The organism is Acinetobacter junii (assembly GCF_018336855.1).
GTDB classification, from domain to species: domain Bacteria; phylum Pseudomonadota; class Gammaproteobacteria; order Pseudomonadales; family Moraxellaceae; genus Acinetobacter; species Acinetobacter junii.
Map to the genome: position 1 here is coordinate 114,667 of NZ_CP059558.1, position 20,603 is coordinate 135,269.

At 39.7% G+C, this 20,603-nt stretch carries 19 protein-coding genes and 1 pseudogene; 15 read left to right on the forward strand and 5 right to left on the reverse strand.

The window, feature by feature from the left end; translation table 11 throughout:
* Positions 1 to 184: 184 nt before the first annotated feature.
* The 10 genes and pseudogenes from H2677_RS00530 (at position 185) to urtE (ending at position 10,830) form a co-directional block, all read left to right on the forward strand.
* Positions 185 to 772, forward strand: coding sequence for a YqiA/YcfP family alpha/beta fold hydrolase (locus H2677_RS00530; protein ID WP_004951198.1), 588 nt, complete (start codon positions 185 to 187; stop codon positions 770 to 772).
* A gap of 17 nt (positions 773 to 789) precedes the next feature.
* Positions 790 to 2,673, forward strand: a complete 1,884-nt coding sequence (gene parE, locus H2677_RS00535) for a DNA topoisomerase IV subunit B (protein WP_212638935.1) — start codon at positions 790 to 792, stop codon at positions 2,671 to 2,673.
* A complete protein-coding gene (locus H2677_RS00540) occupies positions 2,673 to 3,236 on the forward strand; it encodes a DUF6714 family protein (protein ID WP_004951204.1) in 564 nt (187 codons plus the stop codon). The genes parE and H2677_RS00540 overlap by 1 nt, the downstream gene beginning before the upstream one ends.
* A 71-nt stretch (positions 3,237 to 3,307) precedes the next feature.
* Positions 3,308 to 3,400: pseudogene (locus H2677_RS16185) on the forward strand (hypothetical protein); the annotation flags it as partial.
* Between the two features lie 224 nt (positions 3,401 to 3,624).
* Complete coding sequence (locus tag H2677_RS00545; RefSeq protein WP_212638936.1) at positions 3,625 to 4,965, forward strand: MATE family efflux transporter; 1,341 nt, start codon at positions 3,625 to 3,627, stop codon at positions 4,963 to 4,965.
* 259 nt (positions 4,966 to 5,224) lie between these two features.
* On the forward strand, positions 5,225 to 6,505 hold the full coding sequence (gene urtA / locus H2677_RS00550; RefSeq protein ID WP_099947871.1) for an urea ABC transporter substrate-binding protein: 1,281 nt from the start codon (positions 5,225 to 5,227) through the stop codon (positions 6,503 to 6,505).
* Between the two features lie 91 nt (positions 6,506 to 6,596).
* A complete protein-coding gene (gene urtB, locus H2677_RS00555) occupies positions 6,597 to 8,219 on the forward strand; it encodes an urea ABC transporter permease subunit UrtB (protein ID WP_212638937.1) in 1,623 nt (540 codons plus the stop codon).
* 4 nt (positions 8,220 to 8,223) lie between these two features.
* Positions 8,224 to 9,294: an urea ABC transporter permease subunit UrtC gene (urtC, locus tag H2677_RS00560; RefSeq protein WP_212638938.1), complete on the forward strand. Its 1,071-nt coding sequence runs from the start codon at positions 8,224 to 8,226 to the stop codon at positions 9,292 to 9,294.
* A complete protein-coding gene (urtD, locus tag H2677_RS00565; RefSeq protein ID WP_004951221.1) occupies positions 9,295 to 10,122 on the forward strand; it encodes an urea ABC transporter ATP-binding protein UrtD in 828 nt (275 codons plus the stop codon). It begins immediately after the preceding gene.
* A gap of 9 nt (positions 10,123 to 10,131) precedes the next feature.
* Entirely contained in the window at positions 10,132 to 10,830 is a 699-nt protein-coding gene (gene urtE / locus H2677_RS00570; protein WP_212638939.1) for an urea ABC transporter ATP-binding subunit UrtE, read from the forward strand.
* Between the two features lie 243 nt (positions 10,831 to 11,073).
* On the opposite strand, the gene H2677_RS00575 is transcribed toward urtE, so the two are convergent.
* The 3 genes from H2677_RS00575 to H2677_RS00585 all read right to left on the reverse strand — a co-directional run bounded on the left by H2677_RS00575 (position 11,074) and on the right by H2677_RS00585 (position 13,255).
* On the reverse strand, positions 11,074 to 11,811 hold the full coding sequence (locus tag H2677_RS00575; RefSeq protein WP_004909982.1) for a hypothetical protein: 738 nt from the start codon (positions 11,809 to 11,811) through the stop codon (positions 11,074 to 11,076).
* Positions 11,812 to 11,888: 77 nt separating this feature from the next.
* Positions 11,889 to 12,437, reverse strand: coding sequence for a GNAT family N-acetyltransferase (locus tag H2677_RS00580; protein ID WP_212638940.1), 549 nt, complete (start codon positions 12,435 to 12,437; stop codon positions 11,889 to 11,891).
* A gap of 92 nt (positions 12,438 to 12,529) precedes the next feature.
* Positions 12,530 to 13,255: an outer membrane protein OmpK gene (locus H2677_RS00585; protein WP_004909979.1), complete on the reverse strand. Its 726-nt coding sequence runs from the start codon at positions 13,253 to 13,255 to the stop codon at positions 12,530 to 12,532.
* Between the two features lie 373 nt (positions 13,256 to 13,628).
* Between H2677_RS00585 and H2677_RS00590 the strand changes: the two genes are divergently transcribed.
* The 5 genes from H2677_RS00590 (at position 13,629) to H2677_RS00610 (ending at position 18,104) form a co-directional block, all read left to right on the forward strand.
* Positions 13,629 to 14,003, forward strand: a complete 375-nt coding sequence (locus tag H2677_RS00590; RefSeq protein WP_004951232.1) for an HPF/RaiA family ribosome-associated protein — start codon at positions 13,629 to 13,631, stop codon at positions 14,001 to 14,003.
* Positions 14,004 to 14,143: 140 nt separating this feature from the next.
* On the forward strand, positions 14,144 to 14,689 hold the full coding sequence (locus H2677_RS00595; RefSeq protein WP_004951235.1) for an ankyrin repeat domain-containing protein: 546 nt from the start codon (positions 14,144 to 14,146) through the stop codon (positions 14,687 to 14,689).
* A gap of 31 nt (positions 14,690 to 14,720) precedes the next feature.
* Positions 14,721 to 15,488, forward strand: a complete 768-nt coding sequence (locus H2677_RS00600; protein ID WP_212638941.1) for a transporter — start codon at positions 14,721 to 14,723, stop codon at positions 15,486 to 15,488.
* 76 nt (positions 15,489 to 15,564) lie between these two features.
* Complete coding sequence (gene dsbD / locus H2677_RS00605; protein ID WP_212638942.1) at positions 15,565 to 17,409, forward strand: protein-disulfide reductase DsbD; 1,845 nt, start codon at positions 15,565 to 15,567, stop codon at positions 17,407 to 17,409.
* Complete coding sequence (locus tag H2677_RS00610; protein WP_212638943.1) at positions 17,406 to 18,104, forward strand: glutathione S-transferase family protein; 699 nt, start codon at positions 17,406 to 17,408, stop codon at positions 18,102 to 18,104. Before dsbD ends, H2677_RS00610 begins: the two co-directional genes overlap by 4 nt.
* Positions 18,105 to 18,141: 37 nt before the next feature.
* Here H2677_RS00610 and H2677_RS00615 read toward each other — a convergent pair whose 3' ends face one another.
* Both H2677_RS00615 and H2677_RS00620 read right to left on the reverse strand, forming a co-directional pair.
* The gene (locus H2677_RS00615; RefSeq protein ID WP_004909968.1) at positions 18,142 to 19,326 is read right to left on the reverse strand and encodes a GGDEF domain-containing protein; all 1,185 of its coding nucleotides are present in this window, start codon (positions 19,324 to 19,326) and stop codon (positions 18,142 to 18,144) included.
* Between the two features lie 281 nt (positions 19,327 to 19,607).
* Positions 19,608 to 20,519: an alpha/beta hydrolase gene (locus H2677_RS00620; RefSeq protein ID WP_199955451.1), complete on the reverse strand. Its 912-nt coding sequence runs from the start codon at positions 20,517 to 20,519 to the stop codon at positions 19,608 to 19,610.
* Positions 20,520 to 20,603 lie beyond the last annotated feature (84 nt).

Below are 20,603 nucleotides of genomic sequence, written 5' to 3' on the forward strand. Positions count from 1 at the left end.
CTCTTACATCTTATGTCTTTCAGAACTAATTTTTTTAGAATACTGATGAATGGAATTCAGTATCGTTTTTTGTGTCAGACAATATCGAGCTTAAATGTAATTTATATTGTTATATGTTTAATCATTACGCAAAATAATGTGATTTATTTCACAATAAGTCAAGCGCTTGTCTAATTTGGTGCATATGCAAATTATCTATTTACATGGTTTTAGAAGCAGCCCACTGTCAAAAAAAGGGCAAGAGCTGTATCAATATTGTGCAAATCACGATCATATTCACGTGCATTTGCCCGATTTGAATCAACCACCTGAAGTGGTCTTAAAATACGTTTCTAATTTAATCGAAAGTTTACCACTCGATCAAGTTGTCTTGGTCGGTAGCAGTTTGGGTGGATTCTATGCGACATATTTTGTCGCCAAATATGATTGTCCTGCTGTACTGATCAATCCTGCTATGCAACCATGGCAACTCTTTCAAGAATTGTTTGGTATTGAGCAAATCCCACTCAAAGTCACTGAATCATGGACGCTTGATCACGATCAATTGCAGCAATTACAATCAATTGCTGATACGAAACCAGAACAGGCTGATAAAATTCTCGTGCTGTTGCAACAAGATGATGAAGTCTTGGATTATCGTCAGGCACAACGCTATTATAGTGCCCTACATCCATCTGCATTGATATTAACGGATGTGGGTGGTAATCATGCAATGGATGATTTCAAAGACAAATTACCCTTAGTACTCGAATTTTTGTCGGCAGGCATATAAAAAGGAAGTCAGATCAAGTGACACAATACACGGCACAATCCCTCGAAGTTCTTTCTGGTTTAGATCCTGTTCGTCGTCGTCCAGGGATGTATACAGATACCTCACGCCCAAACCATTTGGCGCAAGAGGTGATTGATAATGCTGTCGATGAGGCGCTGGCAGGACATGCTGACCAAATTTGTGTGACGGTCTATGAGGATGGTTCGTTGTCAGTTGAAGACAATGGTCGAGGTATGCCTGTCGATATCCATCCAGAGTACGGTCAAAGTGGTATCGAAATCATTCTGACCAAGCTACATGCAGGTGGTAAGTTCAGTACTGATAACTATCAGTTTTCAGGTGGTTTGCACGGTGTTGGTATTTCTGTGGTTAATGCTTTATCTACACGGGTTGAAGTGGTAGTACAGCGTCAGGGTAACTTGTATCAGATGGCATTTGAGCAAGGTGAGCCTGTAGCACCTTTATCTGTATTAGAAGGTAAGGTGGCGAAACGTGCGACAGGAACAACCGTTCGTTTCTGGCCAGAAGCAAAATATTTTGATAGTCCTAAGTTCGCATTAAAAGCACTGAAACATAATTTAAAAGCCAAAGCCGTGTTAGCCGCAGGCTTAAAAATTATTTATGACGATAAAATCAATAATGAAAAAATCGAATGGCAATTTGAAAATGGTCTGGTTGACTATTTGATGGATGAGCTTGAAGAGCGTGAAATTTTACCTGATCCTGCCTTTGTCAGTAGTGGACAAGCCGACCGCGCAGCGTGTGAATTTGCGATTTGCTGGAATGTTGAAGGTGGTGAACAGATTCAGGAAAGTTACGTCAATTTGATTCCAACCGCGCAAGGCGGTACGCATGTCAATGGATTACGTTCAGGAGTGACTGAGGCATTACGTGAATTCTGTGAATTACGTAATTTATTACCGCGTAATATGAAACTTTCCGCAGAAGATGTTTGGGATGGTGTGAATTTCATCCTATCTTTAAAATTTCAAGAGCCTCAATTTTCAGGACAAACTAAAGAACGACTATCGAGCCGTGAAGCATCAAATATTGTGCTCAATATTGCTAAAGATGCGTTTGCATTATGGTTAAACCAACATGCCGAGATCGCGACACAATTAGCTGAAATGGCAATTGCCAAAGCAGGTCGTCGTTTAAAAGCAGCTAAGAAAGTTGAACGAAAGAAGATCGTGGCTGGTCCAGCATTACCTGGTAAATTAGCAGATTGTGTTGGTTTAACACGTGAAGACAGTGAGCTGTTTATTGTCGAAGGGGATTCGGCAGGTGGAAGTGCAAAACAAGCGCGTGACAAAAACTTCCAAGCGATTATGCCGATTCGTGGAAAAATCCTAAATACATGGGAAGTATCTTCGGATGAGGTCTTAGCATCTCAGGAAGTCCATGACATTGCGATTGCGATTGGTGTTGATCCAGGTAGTGATGATTTGTCTGAACTACGTTATGGCAAAATCTGTATCCTTGCCGATGCGGACTCAGATGGTCTACATATCGCAACTTTACTCTGTGCATTGTTTGTGAAACATTTTCCAGCATTAGTTGAGGACGGTCATTTATTTGTCGCGATGCCACCGCTTTATCGTATTGATATTGGCAAAGATGTGCACTATGCCCTAGATGATGATGAGCTAGAGGCAATTCTGAAAAAAGTAAAAGGTAATAAAAATCCTCAAATCACTCGATTTAAAGGTCTGGGTGAAATGAATGCCAGTCAATTACGTGAAACCACCATGGATCCAAATACACGTCGTTTGGTGCAACTAGATTTAGATGATGCACATTTAACTGCAGGTTTGTTAGACAAGTTACTCGCGAAAAAACGAGCGGCTGATCGTAAACACTGGTTAGAGCAAAAAGGTAATTTGGCGGATATTGTGGTTTGATGAAACAATATCTCTCGCCTGATGATATTCAGGAAATGCGTCGCAGAGGCTATGATCCCATTACTGTCGCAGAAGCTGAGGGATTATTACCACGCTGGCAGCAGTTGAATCAGCTTAGACAAAAGATCGAGAGTGCTTTTGCCGGGGTCACCTTGCAAGAGGGTATTGGTTTATATGAAGCGCAAGGAATAGATGATTACGCAAGTCATGCACAATGTCAGGCTTATCGTGCCAAAGATGAAAAATTAAATTGGCAGAATATCTCCATTAATGACTTGAATCGCTGTAACAGCAGTCCAACTTTCTTCGATGCTCAGGGTATGCTGTTTCATTTACCTGCATTTTTATTGGCAAGTTTAAATGGTGATTATTTACATGATCTCACTTTTACATTGATACATCTAGGTGATGACAGAGAAAGAAAATTTTGCTTATTTAATGCTGAACAGCGTGCAGTTGTTGCAGATTATTTACAATTTTTGTTGGATGAGCCTGATTATAGTTACAATCATCAGGAAATTATGAGCGCATTAATTACTGGTTATTGGTCTAATACAATCTAATATAACGTGTTGGAAAACATTTAAAGAAGCCGCACATTTGAATTTGAATAATGCGCTTTTTACCGCAGGGTGGGTTATTGGATAAATTGCTTGCAAAAAAACGTTCGAGTGATCGTAAGCATTGGTTAGAGCAGAAAGGTAATTTGGCGGATATTGTGGTTTGATTTGAATCGATTTTTGCATAGCCCAGTTGATCTGGGCTTTTTTATATCTTTTTAAAAAATGTAAATTCATAAGCAGAAAAACAAACATGGAATGCTATTTGCTTTTTATCTCTTGGTAAAATTTTATTTAGCATCTGAAGCGTATTGATCAAAATAGCTTGTTTGTTTCTAAGATTTTAAAATTCAAATATATCAAATTCTTAAATGATAATAGTGAAAATAGAATGAAGCGTTTTTTAAGTATTTTTTTCCCAATTCTGTTTAGTAATACGATTTTTATTATGAATGGTGTCATTGATACCGCATTTTTATCTCACTATAGCCATGTGCATTTAACGGCTTTATCGGTTTCTCTCTCAGTTTATATGATTGTTTTTGTGGTGGGCTACGGATTACTACAAGGAATGTTTCAAATCCTCGCAGAAGAAAAAGGGAGGGAAATTAATCAGCAGAAATTAACCAATATCGTAAGCTTGGCGGTATTAATCGCAGCTGTGTTTAGTATTGTTGCGATTGTTTTGATCAATAATACCGAGCATTTATTAACCTTTTTTCAAGCATCAGATACCGTCCTGTTATTGGTTAAAAATTGTTTGATGATTTTTTCAGTCGATCTAGTGGTTCGGCTATGTTGCCGTATCTTAACCATACAAATACAGGTTCTTGATCGTCCAATTATCGCAACTTATATAGGCGTAATTTTTTTATTGATTAAGTTGCCTCTGTCCTATGCTTTGATCAACGGTGTAGCGTACTTTGATATTGCACCTTGGGGTGTCTATGGCGCCGTATTTTCGACATTGCTTGGGGATAGTGTGATGTTGATATTGTTATACGGTTATATACGTGGCAAAGCTGTTTTTAAACTTGATCTGAGTCGCTTTTCCTTTAGTTATGAATTGTTGTGCCGTTTTCTTCGAATTGGAATACCTACCGCATTGATGATCGTGATTGATGTGATTGCTTTTATGGCAATTTCGATTCTAGCATTACCACTTGGTAGTATTGTGATTGCCTCGCATCAGGTGGTCGCTAGTATTTGTTCCATGCTATATATTTTACCTGCCGCATTTTCTGTTGCATTCAGTTTGATGTTATCTGAAAAAATTGGCGCTCAACAGAAACAAGTTGCTTTGCTTTGGTCAAAAAAGGCCTTTCTGCTTATCTTTATTTTTGCCGTCACTTTATGCAGTGTATTACTGCTTATTCGAGATGAGTTCATTTCTCTATTTACCCAAGACTTAGCAGTTATTCAAATCACGACCTCCCTCTTTATCCTCGGAATCTTGTTTCATTTAGCAGATGCAATGTTATGTATTTTTGCAACGGTATTACGCTGTTGGGGCATAACGATTGTGCCAAGCATGATTTATAGCACTTCATTGTTGATCTTTGGTTTAAGTGGTGGACAGCTATTGGCATATTGGGGAATGGATTGGTGGCTCTTTGAAATTACTCCATTGGGTATTGATGGTTTTTGGATTGCTTTAATTGGGTCGTATAGCTTAGCTGTCACCATGTGTGCTTTATGTTTTAAATACCGAAATGCTACTTGGATTCGTTAAAACAATCTGATTTTTGAATCTTCTGGATCAAAAAGTTAAATATTCTTTATCTGAGCAAGGTATCAGTTTTCTATTTTGCCTAATTGTGCTTCATTTTAGTTCAGCATGTATTTTTTGTATGCAATGTTGTATACAAGATTGGATTTTTTTCTACTGGTTTGAATTAATTTTATTATAAAACAATATCTTGTTGTGTTGGCACAGATATTGAATAACTCCATTCAGTAAAAATCAGAAGATCAACCTGTGGAGAACAAAGATGCAAAATAAATTGATGTCGATGTCTGTACTTATGGCAGCGATGATGGGGGTAGGACTGGTCGGTTGCTCAAAACCAGCAGAGAAAGCAGAACAAACAAAAACTGAAGCAAAAACAGCACCAGCAGAAAGTGGCGACACCATTAAAGTGGGGATTCTGCATTCCCTTTCAGGCACTATGGCGATTTCTGAAACTTCCTTGAAAGATACAGCATTGATGACTATTAATGAAATCAATGCCAATGGTGGTGTACTCGGTAAAAAATTAGAACCTGTTATCGTTGATCCAGCATCAGATTGGCCGTTATTTGCTGAGAAAGCTCGCCAGTTAATTACTCAGGACAAAGTCGCTGTTATTTTCGGTTGCTGGACATCAGTATCACGTAAGTCGGTTCTTCCTGTGGTTGAAGAGTTGAATGGTTTACTGTTCTATCCAGTGCAATATGAAGGTCAGGAACAATCAAAAAATATTTTCTATACAGGTGCAGCGCCGAATCAACAAGCGATTCCTGCAGTTGAGTATTTGATGGGAGAAGAGGGCGGTAAAGCACAACGTTTCGTTTTACTTGGTACAGATTACGTCTACCCACGTACGACCAATAAAATCTTACGGGCATTCTTGAAGTCTAAAGGCATTGCCGATGCAGACATCATGGAAGAATACACACCGTTTGGTCATAGTAATTATCAAACGATTGTTTCCAATATTAAGAAATTCTCTGCAGGCAAAAAGACTGCGGTGATTTCGACCATCAATGGTGACTCTAACGTACCTTTCTATCGTGAGCTTGGTAACCAAGGTATTAAAGCGGCTGATATTCCAGTCATGGCATTCTCCGTTGGTGAAGAAGAGTTACGTGGTATTGATACCAAACCATTGGTGGGTCATTTAGCGGCATGGAACTATTTCATGTCAGTTAAAAATCCGAAAAACACCGAGTTTGTGAATAAATTCAAGCAATATGCCGTGGAGTACAAACTTCCAAATGCCGATAAAGTTGTGACCAACGATCCGATGGAAGCGACTTATGTTGGTATCAATATGTGGAAACAAGCGGTCGAAAAAGCAGGTTCTACAGAGGTTGATAAAGTTCGTGATGCAATGGCAGGTCAAACTTTTGCAGCACCATCGGGTTATACCCTCAAAATGGATGAAACCAATCACCATTTACATAAGCCTGTGATGATTGGGCAAATTCGTGGTGATGGGCAATTTGATGTGGTTTATAAAACGCCTCAAACCATCAAAGCTGAGCCTTGGAGCCCATACATTCCTAAATAATTTTCCTATGCAACCTGCTGTTTCGGCAGCAGGTTTTTCTTAGTTTTATTTCTGATTGATTGGTTTAAATAGAAAATATAAGGGGAGTCTTATGGCGAAACACTATGTTTTGGCAATGCTCTGCATCATGGCACAGATCATGTTTAATCCTGCATGGGCAGAAGTTACTTCACCAACAACTGTGACGTCTACAACTTCTCAGGATGCCATCCAAACTTTTGTTAAATCTGACTTTGCTACTCGCCGTACCATGTTGAATCAATGGCCAGCCAGTATTGAGCAACTCGATCAGTTGGTGGCATATATTGATCAAAATGAGTTATATACCGATAGTTCAGGTCATACTTATATTCTAAAAAACGATGAAAAATTATTAAGTTACCCACAACTACAAGTGATCGAAACTTGGCCTTCAGACTTGTCTCAAGTGACTTTGGTCAATACCTTGCGTAAGGCACTGAACTTTGGACAAGCCAAAGTTAAATTGAATTCTGATGATGCATCACAACGTTTAGCCGCTGTTGATATTTTAGAAAATAACTTGGATGAGCTTGATGTCGCAACGATCAAACAACTCTATCTCAACGAAAAAAGTGAAGGTGTTAAAGCCCGTTTAGCGCAACTGAAAGCTCGTTTAGATTTTAATAGTTCAGATGAATTCACCAAGATCGAAGCAGTAAAAGTTTTGGCGGATTCAAATCGTCCAGATGTATTGGCATTAATCAATCAAAGTTTAGAACAACCACAAAATAATCCCGCATTGAAAGCAGCTTTAGTTGAAGCACAAAATAAAATTAAAACGCGTATTCAAATCAGTGAATGGTCAGGGCATGTATTTTCGGGTCTCAGTACCGCTAGTATTTTACTTTTAGCAGCGCTTGGTCTTGCGATCACATATGGTTTGCTTGGTGTCATCAATATGGCACATGGTGAACTCATTATGATCGGTGCTTATACCACTTACGTCATTCAGAGTTTTTTTAAAACGCACTTTGCAGGCTTAGTCGATTGGTATTTATTGGCTGCGATTCCTGCTGCATTTTTGGTGAGTGCGCTGATTGGCATGTTGATTGAACGTACTGTGATTCGCCCGCTCTATGGTCGCCAATTGGAAACATTATTGGCAACCTTTGGTGTGAGTTTAATCTTGATGCAATCGGTTCGGATGATCTTTGGCGCACAGAACGTTGAAGTGTCGAATGTCGCATGGCTCAGTGGTGGTATTGCCCTGACGCCAAGCCTGATGTTGCCATATAACCGTATTGCGATTATTGGTTTTACTGTGGCGGTCTTACTGCTTCTAGTTTTCTTATTGAACAAAACCCGTTTCGGATTATTTGTTCGTGCTGTGACACAAAACCGTCAAATGGCGCGTGCCGTGGGCATTCGATCTGCACGTATTGACATGATGGCATTTGGCTTAGGTTCTGGCTTAGCTGGATTGGCGGGTTGTGCGCTAGCACAAGTGGGTAACGTGGGACCTGACCTCGGACAAAACTACATCATTGATGCCTTCCTTGTCGTTGTGGTTGGCGGCGTGGGGCAAGTGTGGGGTGCAGTACTTGCAGCCTTAGGTTTAGGGATTAGCGGTACAGTTTTAGAGATTGGTTTAGGTGCGGTTTTAGCAAAAATTATTCTCTTGGTTCTTGTGATTTTGTTTATCCAAAAGCGTCCACAAGGTTTGTTTGCCATCAAAGGTCGTTTCGTGGAGTAAGCCAATGAAAATCACTTCTTTATTTGCAGATAAACCGTATAGCGCAATTGCGATTGCCATTTGTTTTGCCGTGTTATTGAGCTTACCTTGGTTACATCTGTTATCCCCTGATTCGGCATTTTATCTGTCAGCGTATTGGATTACGTTAATTGGCAAAATCATGTGCTTGGCTTTGGTCGCGTTGGCACTGGATTTAGTGTGGGGCTATGCAGGGATTTTAAGCTTGGGGCATGGTTTGTATTTCGCCTTGGGTGGTTATGCCTTTGGCATGTACTTGATGCGCGAATCCGCAGGTGATGGCTTACCTGATTTCATGCGCTTCCTCAGTTGGACAGAACTCCCTTGGTATTGGGTGGGGACTGAGCATTTTGCTTGGGCGATGATCTTGGTTTTATCTGTGCCTGCCTTAGTTGCGTTTATTTTTGGTTTCTTTGCTTTCCGCTCAAAAATCAAGGGTGTGTATTTCTCAATTATTACCCAAGCTATGACTTTTGCCGCAGCCTTATTATTCTTCCGCAATGAGACAGGTTTTGGGGGAAATAATGGCTTCACGGGTTTTAAAACCTTACTCGGTTTTGATATCACTTCAGCGCCGATGCGTGCCACTTTATGTTTTGTCACTGCTTTGGTGTTAATGCTATGTTTTATCGGCTTACGTCAACTGATGAATCGTCCTTATGGTCGAGTGCTTGGCGCGATTCGTGACAGTGAAAACCGTTTGCAATATTTGGGCTATCGCACACTGTGGTACAAGCTTTCAGCATGGGTGCTATCGGCAGTGATTGCAGGTATCGCAGGGGCGTTGTATGTGCCACAGGTTGGCATTATTAACCCAAGTGAAATGAATCCAGTCAACTCGATTGAAATGGCAGTGTGGGTTGCCGCAGGTGGTCGTGGCACATTGATTGGACCGATTCTTGGTGCAGTTTTAATCAATTCTGTGAAGACTTATTTCACAGTAGCAGCACCAGAAGCATGGTTATTGATCTTAGGTGCTTTATTTATCGTGGTGACGATTTTCTTACCGAAAGGTGTGATTGGTTTATTTGACCGTTTTAAAAAGGAGAGCAATTAAATGAGTGATTTATTCGTAGACTCTGCTCAACATGGCGGTCAACTCGGCGAGGGTTATGGACGCGCCAAAACTGAGGGCGCAGACTTTAGTCATGGGATTGCCTTGTATTTAGAAAAAGTTAGTGTGTGGTTTGATTCGTTTCGTGCGTTAAATGATTTATCACTGTATATCGCTGAAGGTGAATTACGCTGCATCATTGGACCAAATGGTGCGGGGAAAACCACACTAATGGATGTGATTACAGGGAAAACGCGTCCAACCACGGGCACTGCTTTTTTTGGTCAAAACTATGATCTTGCCAAAATGAGTACCGAGGAAATTGCGGAAGCAGGGATTGGGCGCAAATTTCAAAAACCAACGGTATTTGAAAATTTCACTGTGATGGAAAATTTACTGCTCGCTGCACCACGAGATAAGCGAGTGAAAAAAAGTTTGTTTAGCCGGCTTGATCCAGAAGCACAGTTAGCACTGGAGGAAAGTTTAGAGCAAATTCGCTTAAAGGAATTTGTAAAAAAGCCCGCAGGATTATTATCTCATGGTCAAAAGCAGTGGTTAGAAATCGGTATGTTATTGATGCAACGTCCAAAGCTGATTTTATTGGATGAGCCTGTGGCGGGTATGACCGATGCGGAAACAGAACGCACTGCTGAATTGTGTTTGGAATTGAAAAAAAATCATACGCTGGTGGTCGTGGAGCACGACATGAGCTTTATTGACACCATCAGCGAGAAAGTTACGGTATTGGCGCAAGGCGCAATTTTGGCAGAGGGCACATTGGCAGAGGTACAAGCCAATGAAGATGTGATTGAAAAGTATTTGGGACGCTAGGAGACTGCCATGTTAGAAGTGAAAGAAATTAACCAGTTTTATGGTGGTAGTCATATTCTGCGTGACGTGTCTTTTCAAGCGCCTGTAGGGGAATGCAGTGTTGTTTTAGGACGGAATGGCGTTGGTAAAACCACGTTGCTGAAATGCTTGATGGGGATTCTCCCGATTAAATCAGGACAGATTTTGCTAGATGGCAAAGATATTGCCAAAATGTCCCCTGAGCAACGAGTACGTGCAGGATTGGCTTACGTGCCGCAAGGACGAGATATTTTTTCAACTTTAACCGTAGAGGAAAATATCTTAATTGGTATGGCGAAATTTTCAGGTGCGAAAACTCGAAAAGTACCGAGTCATCTCTACGAAATTTTTCCTGTCTTGGATGAAATGAAGCATCGCCGTGGTGGAGATTTGTCAGGTGGTCAACAGCAACAGCTCGCGATTGCGAGAGCGTTGGCTTCGGAGCCAAGAGTCTTGATTTTGGATGAACCGACTGAGGGAATTCAGCCCTCGATCATCAAAGACATTGGTCGGGTGATTCGTAAATTAGCAGGTCAAGGGGAAATGGCGATCGTTTTGGTGGAACAGTTTTATGACTTCGCTGAAGAATTGGCAGATAACTATACGGTGATGGCGCGTGGTCAAGTGATCGCACATGGGCAAGGTGCTGAAATGCCAGCAAAAGGGATAAGGGAGTTGGTGGCGATTTAATATTCTTCAACTAACGATTTTTTAGCTGTTTTCTAAGTAATCTACCTTAGTGATATATCTTACTTTTGAAAGATCAAAAGTAACAAAAATCTTTTGTTCGACTGACGGTACATCCTGAGCAATTCTAAAGCATGGCTTTGGAAGCAGCGCAAGGCAGTCGAACATGGCGACATCCATGTCGCCTGTCACAATAGTGAATGGTGGGTAAATATAATTTAGTAAATTAAATGGTTGGTACTAGATTTATTTACCTTCAACCTTATAGAACGTGCCGCCCGCATAGACGTTATGCCCAAAACCACATCCAGACTCGCCACTATTTTGTTTCACCTCAATTTTTTGACCATTATTTGTATCATTCGTAAATTGAAGCTTAATCTGGCAGTCCTCATAATGATAGTTGGCTTGCTTTGCAGTGATCGGCATTGTGGTATCAAATTCACCTAAATTGGGACCATAAATAAGACCACGAATGCCAAAATAATAACCTTCAAAATTAATTAGATATTTATTTTGTTGTTTCTTGACCGTGATGTAATCCCATTGTCCGAAACCGTTGGCTCTTACATAAGTGCCTTGTAGGTCTTTCGTGATCTGTGGTTTAGGAAGCTGTTTTAAATTGTATAGACTGATTTTTGAATCTTCATCTCTTAAAAACCATACTCTTGCCCATTGTGGTTTACCTAATTTTGCATAACTCAACCCGACATTATTATTGGCTATTTCAATCTCTCGATCAGTCACTTTAATACCGCTTTCTTCAGCATTCATTTGGCAGAAATGTGCCCATGCGGCTTGATCTTCAAATTGTTTCACTGCTTTGGCATATTGCTTTTGGTCGTAGAGCTTTTTCCCATTTAGAGCGTATTGTTTTACTTTGGCACAGCCTTGCTGTAATTCTTGCTCAAAAGACGTTTCTGCAAAACTAACGGTTGTTGCTGAAGCACATGTAATGATTAAAGCGAGTTGTGAAATTTTCATGTTTTAAATTATTTTGTAAATGAGATGTTTTTATTCTAACCAACTACATATGCATAGTAGAGATGAAATTGTTCTGTTTATGAACGACTCAATTGTAGCTGCATTAAAACTAAATCACGCCATTTGCCAAACTTTTGTCCCACTTGTGGCATATAACCAGTTTGAATAAAACCCAGTTGTTGATGTAATACGATTGAACCCGTATTTTCGCTATCAATCGCTGCCACCATGACATGCATATGCTGTTGAGTCGCAAGATGAATCAGTTGTTGCATGAGGGCTTTACCTAAACCCTGACGAGCATAATTCGGATCAATAAAAACAGAATGTTCAATACTGTGCCGATAGCCTGTAATACTACGAAAGGCAGAGTAATAGGCATAACCCGCAATTTTTCTCAATGATTGATCTTCAACGACAATCATAGGAAATTGCTGTTGTTGCATCTCCAGAAAGCGCTGTTGATATTGCACTAAAGTAACGGCTTGATCATTCCAGTTGGCTGTGCCCGTGATGATTTCATGATTATAAATGGTGAGAATCTGCTCAAGATCATCAGTAGTTGCAAAACGAATTTGATAAGAGTTTTGTAGTGTGTGCGTTGCAAGTATAAGATCGTGAGACATAACAAAATAAAAGAAAATTCATCTATTTCAATATGCGCGATCTAAAAAAAAACAGCAAGGAATTCCTTGCTGTTTTGATCAGTCAAAACCGTTTAGAAATGGTATTTCACTAAAGCACTGACATTATTTTCGTCGCTGCCTTTGATACCAAACTTGTTATTCCAAACAGAATGTTCTACGCCCAAATATAAACGTGTTTCAGGTGAAATGTGTTTACCTACATTCCATTTATATTGGGTTGTCCAGTTAAGTTCACTCGCATGGTCTTTTTCTGCTGTAGACCAGTCAAGGAAACCATCAACTAAGAAATCTTCGCTAGATACTTTAAATGGAACCGCATAAGCGATAGTCATTTGATAATCATCTGCTGTATTTTCATTGTTTGCACGGTAGAAATTGACATTTGCATATTGGAAATAAGGAATTGCAAGATCGAAACCTACGCCGTATAAGAAGTTATCAAAACTAGAAAAGTCATCATTGTTACTTTCCCAAGTCGTTGAGATCAACACATCTTTAATCGGACCAAAAGCAAGTTTCTGACCTGAAACCTCACCCAAGCTCAAGCGTGGAGAAAGCTCGAAATAAGTGCTTTTATGATCGTCGCTACCACGCATACGATCCATAAAGAAGAACACATCGGCATATTTTACTTTTGCCGCATATTCAACTGTTAAAGTTGTTTGTTTTTCATCAACCACTTCATAGTTTTCGCCGTATAAACCCGTTAGGCTGAAATCCTGCCAAATTGGTTTCGCTTGAGCGAAAACTGCTGTAGATAACAATAAAGATGTAGCCGCAAGTTGCTTCAATTGCATTTAAAAAATCTCCCCCACAAAAGGCGTGTAAAGCATACAAGTTATGAAGCAAAAATAAAGCCAAATTTGACCAAATGCTCAAAAGAATTGTATACGGTAAAAGGTCTGCTAAAGATAAGATTCGGTAAGAGAATCTTTTTGATCAAGTTTTAATAAAAATGTCAAAAATCAGCTTGCATATTTCTGATGAAAGACAGATATTGGAATTATAGAAGATCTTCTAAATAACTGAAACACAACTGATGTGAAGCAAGGAGACGACAAGCATTTACATAATCAGAATATACAACTGCACTGAATGAATGCATGCTCAAAGTGTGCTGAATAAAAAGCTTCGTAGAACCGTCTCAATATAGAAGAGAGGAAGATATTTATGAATATTGAAATCCGTACAGATAAAAACATCCATGGTAGCGAACGTTTAATTAGTTATATCCGTGCAGAGCTTACACAAGAATTTCAACGTTATAGCGAACGTATTACACATTTTTCGGTTCATATTAGTGATGAAAATGGGGAAAAAACGGGAGATCATGACAAACGCTGTATGATCGAAGCCCGTCCAGCAGGTATGAAACCTGTAGCTGTGACACACAAAGCTGCAAATATCGATGCATCTATTCATGGTGCGATTGATAAATTACAACGTAGTTTGGAACATTTATATGAGAAAAAAGACCACCATCGTGGAGCTTTACCAGAATATGTTGATGTCGATGATGATATAAAAGTAGATGATGAGGCGTAGTGAGCGCGTTTGAAAAAAGCCCAGTATTGGGCTTTTTTTATGCCTGTATCAAATTTATACATGATTTTTAGATCGTTTTATAAAATCCCGACGGGATATTCGGCATAATAGGCGAATTAAATACTTTGTGAGAATTGGTCATGTTAAGCAATCAGCAACAGGCCTTGGTGCAAGCCATACAACAACTCGATTTAGACCAAGTGCAAGCATTACTTGCTGAAGGACTTGACCCAAACTTTATTGATCCAGAAAAAGGGCCACCTGTTTCAGTTCTTTGTGATGGTTTGTTTGCGTGGTGGGAAAAAATTTGTGAGGCTTATGAAGCTGGCAAGCCATTAAGTGAAGATGAAAAACAACAAGAACTTCACGTTTATCTTGCTATTTTAGACGCATTAATTCAAGCCAAAGCAAATCTACATTTGTGGGATGCTGAAGAATTTTATGGTCCGCTTTGGGACGCTGCAAGCTCGGCATGTGTCCCTGTGGTACAGCGTTTACTAGATGAAAAAGTTGATCCAAATACACGTGATGAAGAAGGACTAACGATTTTATCTTCGATTAGCCAATTATTCTTTGATTGTGATTTTGATGAAATTGATTGGTCAGAATCGCTGAAAGAAGAGCGCGAGACACTCGAATTATTGCGTCAGCATGGCGCCAAAATGTCAAAAGAGCTAACAGCATAAGTTTAGCGAAAACAAGGAAAAGGGGTTCATCATGAAGAAGCTTAATGCTTTAACTTTTGTGGCTGCGTCAATGCTAGCAAGCACGACTTTTGCGGCAGAATTTTCATTTGATCGTCCTGGTGCAGGGATAGGAACAGGGATTACACCTGTTGGTCAACTTGCTTGGGAACAGGGCTTACCAACAGTAAGTTACCAAGAACAAAATATTGAAGGTGTAAAAGATAAAACTTTAACCCTAAATGGCGATATGTTGTTGCGTACAGGTTTAGCTAATGGTCTAGAACTGCAATTGGGTTGGCAAGGTCCAGTATGGCAACAACATAAGCGAGCTGGATTTAAAACTGAAACTGATGGTTTAGGCGATGTCAGTATTGGTTTAAAGAAAGCGATTGATCTGAAAGATGATCGTTTATCGATGGCGGTGTTAGCTGAAGCGATTATTGCAACGGGTAACGATGAATTCACAGCACATGATGATATTTATAGCTTAACTTCAGCTGTTGCCTATGACTTCAGTGATTTAATCGGTACTTCAATTACCATGCGTTATGAAGCACAAAATAGTAATTGGGCAGTGACAGCGATTCCAACCATTGATTATAAAATTGCAGGTAAATTATCAGGATATTCTGAGTTTATTTATCGCAAAGCAGAGAGCCAAGATTATCAATATGGTTTAGGGACTGGTCTGGTTTATGCCATCAATGATCGTGCACAGCTTGATGCAAGTGTGGGTGTTGATTTAGATGGTGATGTGAGAAGTTATAACGGTGGTTTAGGCGTATCCGTTTTATTCTGATAGATGATCTCTCAAATGCTCTATGTTGAACTGCCATTCAAGAAATCGGGCATTTGAGAGAACATAGAGAGATGATATGAAAATGAATGTTCGGGGTGAGGCTAGTGTCTCGCTGATCCAATACTTTTTGGGTACATTATTGCTGTTATGTGGGTCTTTAACCTACGCCCAAGAAAATTCAGCAGCACAATTATTAAGCCCTGAAGAGGCATTTACATTTTCAGTTGAATCGACGCAAACCGATCAAGCACGACTACGTTGGGAAATTCAGCCAAACTATTATTTATATCAACATAAATTTGAAGTTCAGCAAGGCAATCAAGCTGTTGCGTTGGATTTGCCCAAAGCCGTTGAGCAATATGATGAAAACTATGGTCATAGCCAAGTTTATTATCAGCAAGTTGAATTCAATATTCCGACACTAGCATCGCAGCACTACCGTGTCACATGGCAGGGTTGTGCCAAAGATCGAATTTGTTACCCACCTCAAACGATTGACTTTCAAACCGATATTGATGGTTTGGTGAGTATGCAAAATACCACTGCAAACTCTCAAAAGCGTTTTTTAGATGTTGCTCGATCTGCTCAGGCAGCGAATACAAATAACGCGGTATTAAGTGAAACTCCACAAGACCAATCAACGGTAGACAGCAACAATACTGTTATGGCCCAAGATCAGAAATGGTCGAGCACATTAGAACAACATTCTTTAGCTTATAGTTTGGCTTTATTCTTAGGATTAGGGATTTTACTGGCATTCACGCCATGTTCATTGCCGATGTTGCCTATTTTGACATCATTGATCGTGCGTGAACATAAAGGTGTTAAAGCATGGATGATTGCATTGACCTTTGTGATCAGCATGGCGATGGTATATGCGGTACTGGGATTAATCGCATCAGCTGCAGGGTTGAACTTTCAACGGTGGCTTCAACAGCCAGCGACATTAATTGCCTTTAGTTTATTGTTTGTGGTTTTTGCACTCAATTTATTTGGTTTATTTGAAATTAAACTGCCACAAAAATGGGTCAATCATCTTGATCGAATGCAATCGGTTCAACAAGGTGGCACCTTGATTGGCGCAAGTGTGATGGGGATGATTTCAGCTTTGCTGGTTGGTCCATGTATGACTGCTCCACTTGCTGGAACGCTACTGTTTATTTCACAGACCCAAAATCAATGGCAAGGTGCATTACTCTTGTTTACGCTCGGATTTGGGATGGGTATACCTTTGCTTTTGGCGAGTGTACTTGGTGCAAAAGCACTTCCTAAAGCGGGAGAATGGATGCATCAAATCAAGGTGATTTTTGCTTTTTTGATGTTGGCGCTAAGCTTGTATTTTATTCGACCACTTCTACCTGAATTGGCGATGCAGATTCTCAGTCTATTATTAGGTCTTGGATTTATTGTTTTTGCAGCGTATCGACTCTTTGTGAAGACGAGCCAATTAAAATGGCTATACGCATTATTGTTGTTGGTTGTTGTTCCTTTTTTGGCATTTAATCAATATCAGCATGTACAGAATTTGACAACGCAACAAGCTGATCAACTTGCTACTTGGCATATTGCACGAACAGCAGATGAGTTTGAACAGCTTCTTGCAACTGCGCCGAAAGATCAAATGATCGTGGTTGATGTGTATGCAGACTGGTGTGTGGCATGCCAACCGATTGAGCATCGGATTTTAAAAGATGCAGAGGTTCAACATGCTTTGGCTCCTTATTATTTGATCAAACTTGACCTCAGTCAGTATGATCTATCGCATCAGAACTTACTCAATCAATGGGACATATTAGGTCCGCCAACTTATTTATTCTTAGATCAACAAAAGAAAGAAATACGTGCTTTACGTTTGACGGGTGCATTCCAGAAATCTGAACTAATACAACAACTCGCTGCATTAAAAGAGAAATCATTATGAGTTATCAACTGTTCATCGGAAATAAAAATTACTCCACATGGTCGATGCGTCCGTGGATTTTGTTAAAACAGGCGGGTATTGCGTTCCAAGAACATTGGATTCAGTTTGATAGTTTTGAGCCTGATAGCCAGTTCAAAACTGAAATTCTAAAACTTAATCCAACAGGAAAAGTACCTGCTTTAGTTGATGGGGATATTATTGTTTGGGATAGTCTGGCGATTGCAGAATATATTGCTGAACAACATCCTGATAAAAATTTATTACCTCAAGATAAAAAGTTACGTGCCCGCGCACGTTGTATAAGTGCAGAAATGCATAGTGGTTATCAGAATTTACGCAATCTTTGTCCGATGAATGTTGAAGCGGATTTATCCCATATTGGAAAACAGCTTTGGGCTGAGCATGAGCAACTGCGTAATGAAGTCGCACGTATTGATCAAATTTGGTCAGAGCGACCACGCGAAGATCAGTTTTTGTGTGGTGAGTTTAGTATTGCCGATGCATTTTATGCACCAGTGGTGATGCGTTTTGAATGTTTTGACTTACCTATTTCAGCATCAGGCAAAAGCTATATAGACAAGATTTTGTCTTTACCATCGGTTCAACAGTGGATTGCGGAAGCAAAACAAGAGCAAATGTTTGTACCATTTGATGAGCCATATCGTCAGACTCGAGATGAATATTTAAAGAAATAGACAAAAAGTAAAAGAGGGAATTTCCCTCTTTTATTAATCAACCCACCAGCTCACTAAATACTTTGACTTGGTTACGCCCATTTGCTTTGACTGCATACAATGCTTGGTCAGCTTGACTAATAATTAAGTGTGACTCACTGGCATTTTGTGAGCTGCTAATTCCAAAACTAGCACTAACCGAAAATTCTTGATGATCTTCAGAAATAAAACTTAATTGTGAAATCGCAATTCGACAACGTTCAGCAATGCTTTTTGCTTGTGTTGTACTGGTGTTGGGAAGCAAAATAATAAATTCCTCGCCCCCAAAGCGACCAATCATGTCTTGATCACGTAGATTTTCAGTTAAGCATTTCGCGACATTTACTAATACTTCGTCCCCTAAACTATGTCCAAAATGATCATTAATATTTTTGAAATGATCAAGGTCGAGCAAAATCACAGAATACAACTGATCGGCTTGTTGATTGAGCTTCTCTAGCTGATTACTAATGCTTCTACGATTCATGACATTGGTTAAAGGATCGAGTCGGCTCAGAGCTTGAATGGCAGTTTCACGAGTACGCCACTGTTGCAGTAAAATTTCAAATAAATACAAACAAGCCAATAGAATTGGGAGCAGGAAGAAGAACATACTGCCAACCCAGAAAGGGTGCATTTCCGCTTGATTTAAGATCTCAGGATTAAAGATTGGCGCATACTGAAGGATGCCATACATACTGAGGAAATTACAAAAGAGCAGAGCAATAGTCGCGGGAATCAATGCGCAGTAGATCATACGACGATCAAACAAGATGAGACCGACACCGACTACACTGGCGTATGTCACCATGGTCGCAGGGCTAAAACTGCCGATCAGATAGCCTGTATGGCAAAGCAATACCGTAAAAATCTGTACACTCAAAATAGGAATAATTTCCTGAACCCACACTCGATCTTTGTAAAAATAACAAGGAATAATCAAGCTGAGAAAAACGATCAGCATGATCAAGTTGGTGAGTAGTTTTGAGCGAACAAGTGGTAAATTCACCCATTGCCATGTACTAGGATTCAGCAAGACAAAACTGTCCCACAAAATTCCAAACAAGCTCATCAGTGCAGCGAGTATTAGCAACAAAATACTTTTTTTCAGCATGTCCCAATTGATAAGCGGTTCATGCTCCCAAAGTTGTGAGAAATTCCATTTTTCTCGTTTTGCTAAACTCTTAAAATGAACCTTCATCATTGACATGCATCCTTTATGCAATGAGATTCCTAAGAACGGTTATAAGTGTAAATTTGTCATCAAAAAAATTGAAAAACGATTATTGAAATTACAATAGCATCTTTAGATTGAGAAAAAAGTCTAGCTCTCGGTTTTTAATGTTAAATCGCAAGGGAAAATTTTTTGGAAAAAGGTTTGATTATCTAAATAATCGATCAAATTTTAATTATTATGACAAAAATAAATTAAGAGTGACAATGGTCAGCCATTGCTGACCATTTTTTTCATTTGGAGGAAATGAGTTAATTTTGATCTAAGGAATGAGCAAACTCAGCAATATCCGCTAGTGCTTGTTTCGCTTCAGGGAACCATGCATTAAACATTTGGAAGTTATGCCACATGCCTGTGTAAAGTTTGAAGTTCACTTTGACATTGGCTTTTTCCGCCTTTTCTCTAAAGCGTTTTGAATCATCCAATAGGATTTCCTTAGAGCCGACTTGAACCAACGTTGGTGGTAAACCTTTTAGATCATCAAATAAAGGAGATACGCGAGGATCATCCGCTTGAATCCCATCCTTCAAATAATGATTGATTCCTGCTTGTAATGCTTCAATCGAAAGTAAAGCATCATGCTTCTGATTGAAACGTAATGATTCACTGGTGAGTGTCAGATCTAAATATGGTGACATTAAAATCATACCACTTGGCATCAGTTCAGGCTGTTGCTTCAAGCGTAAGCAAAGCGCCAATGCAAGGTTAGCCCCACACGAGTCGCCAGAGACAATAATATCTTTGGGTTTAATTCCTTGTACCAGTAGTGCTTGGTATACATCAAAAATTGCATCAATCGCCTCTGGGAATGGATGTTCAGGTGCGAGTGGATAATCTACATGGATCACCTGCATTTGAGTACGAGCTGAGATGTCAGTCATTAACGCACGATGTGTGTTTAGGCTACCTAAGAAAAAGGCACCCCCATGAATATGAAAGATCAGTTGGGTTGCAGAAGCTTGAGCTTTGATTTCTTCACCGCGAACACCAGCCAAACGTAGTGGTCGAATTTGTACTGTTGGATTCTGAGGAAACAAGCGACAAAGTTGATCTAAAACAGGTCGTAACGCATTCGGTGCTAAATTAAACTGACTCGGCGTGCGAATAGTCGCTTTTAGTAACGATTCAGTAAAATAATATTTCCAAACAGTACCAAATTTCATAATTTTTCCATATTGTTAGGTCAGTATAATAATAAGTAGAGTTCTTGAACTCCTGAGGTTATACCAAATAGTCATAATCAAGAA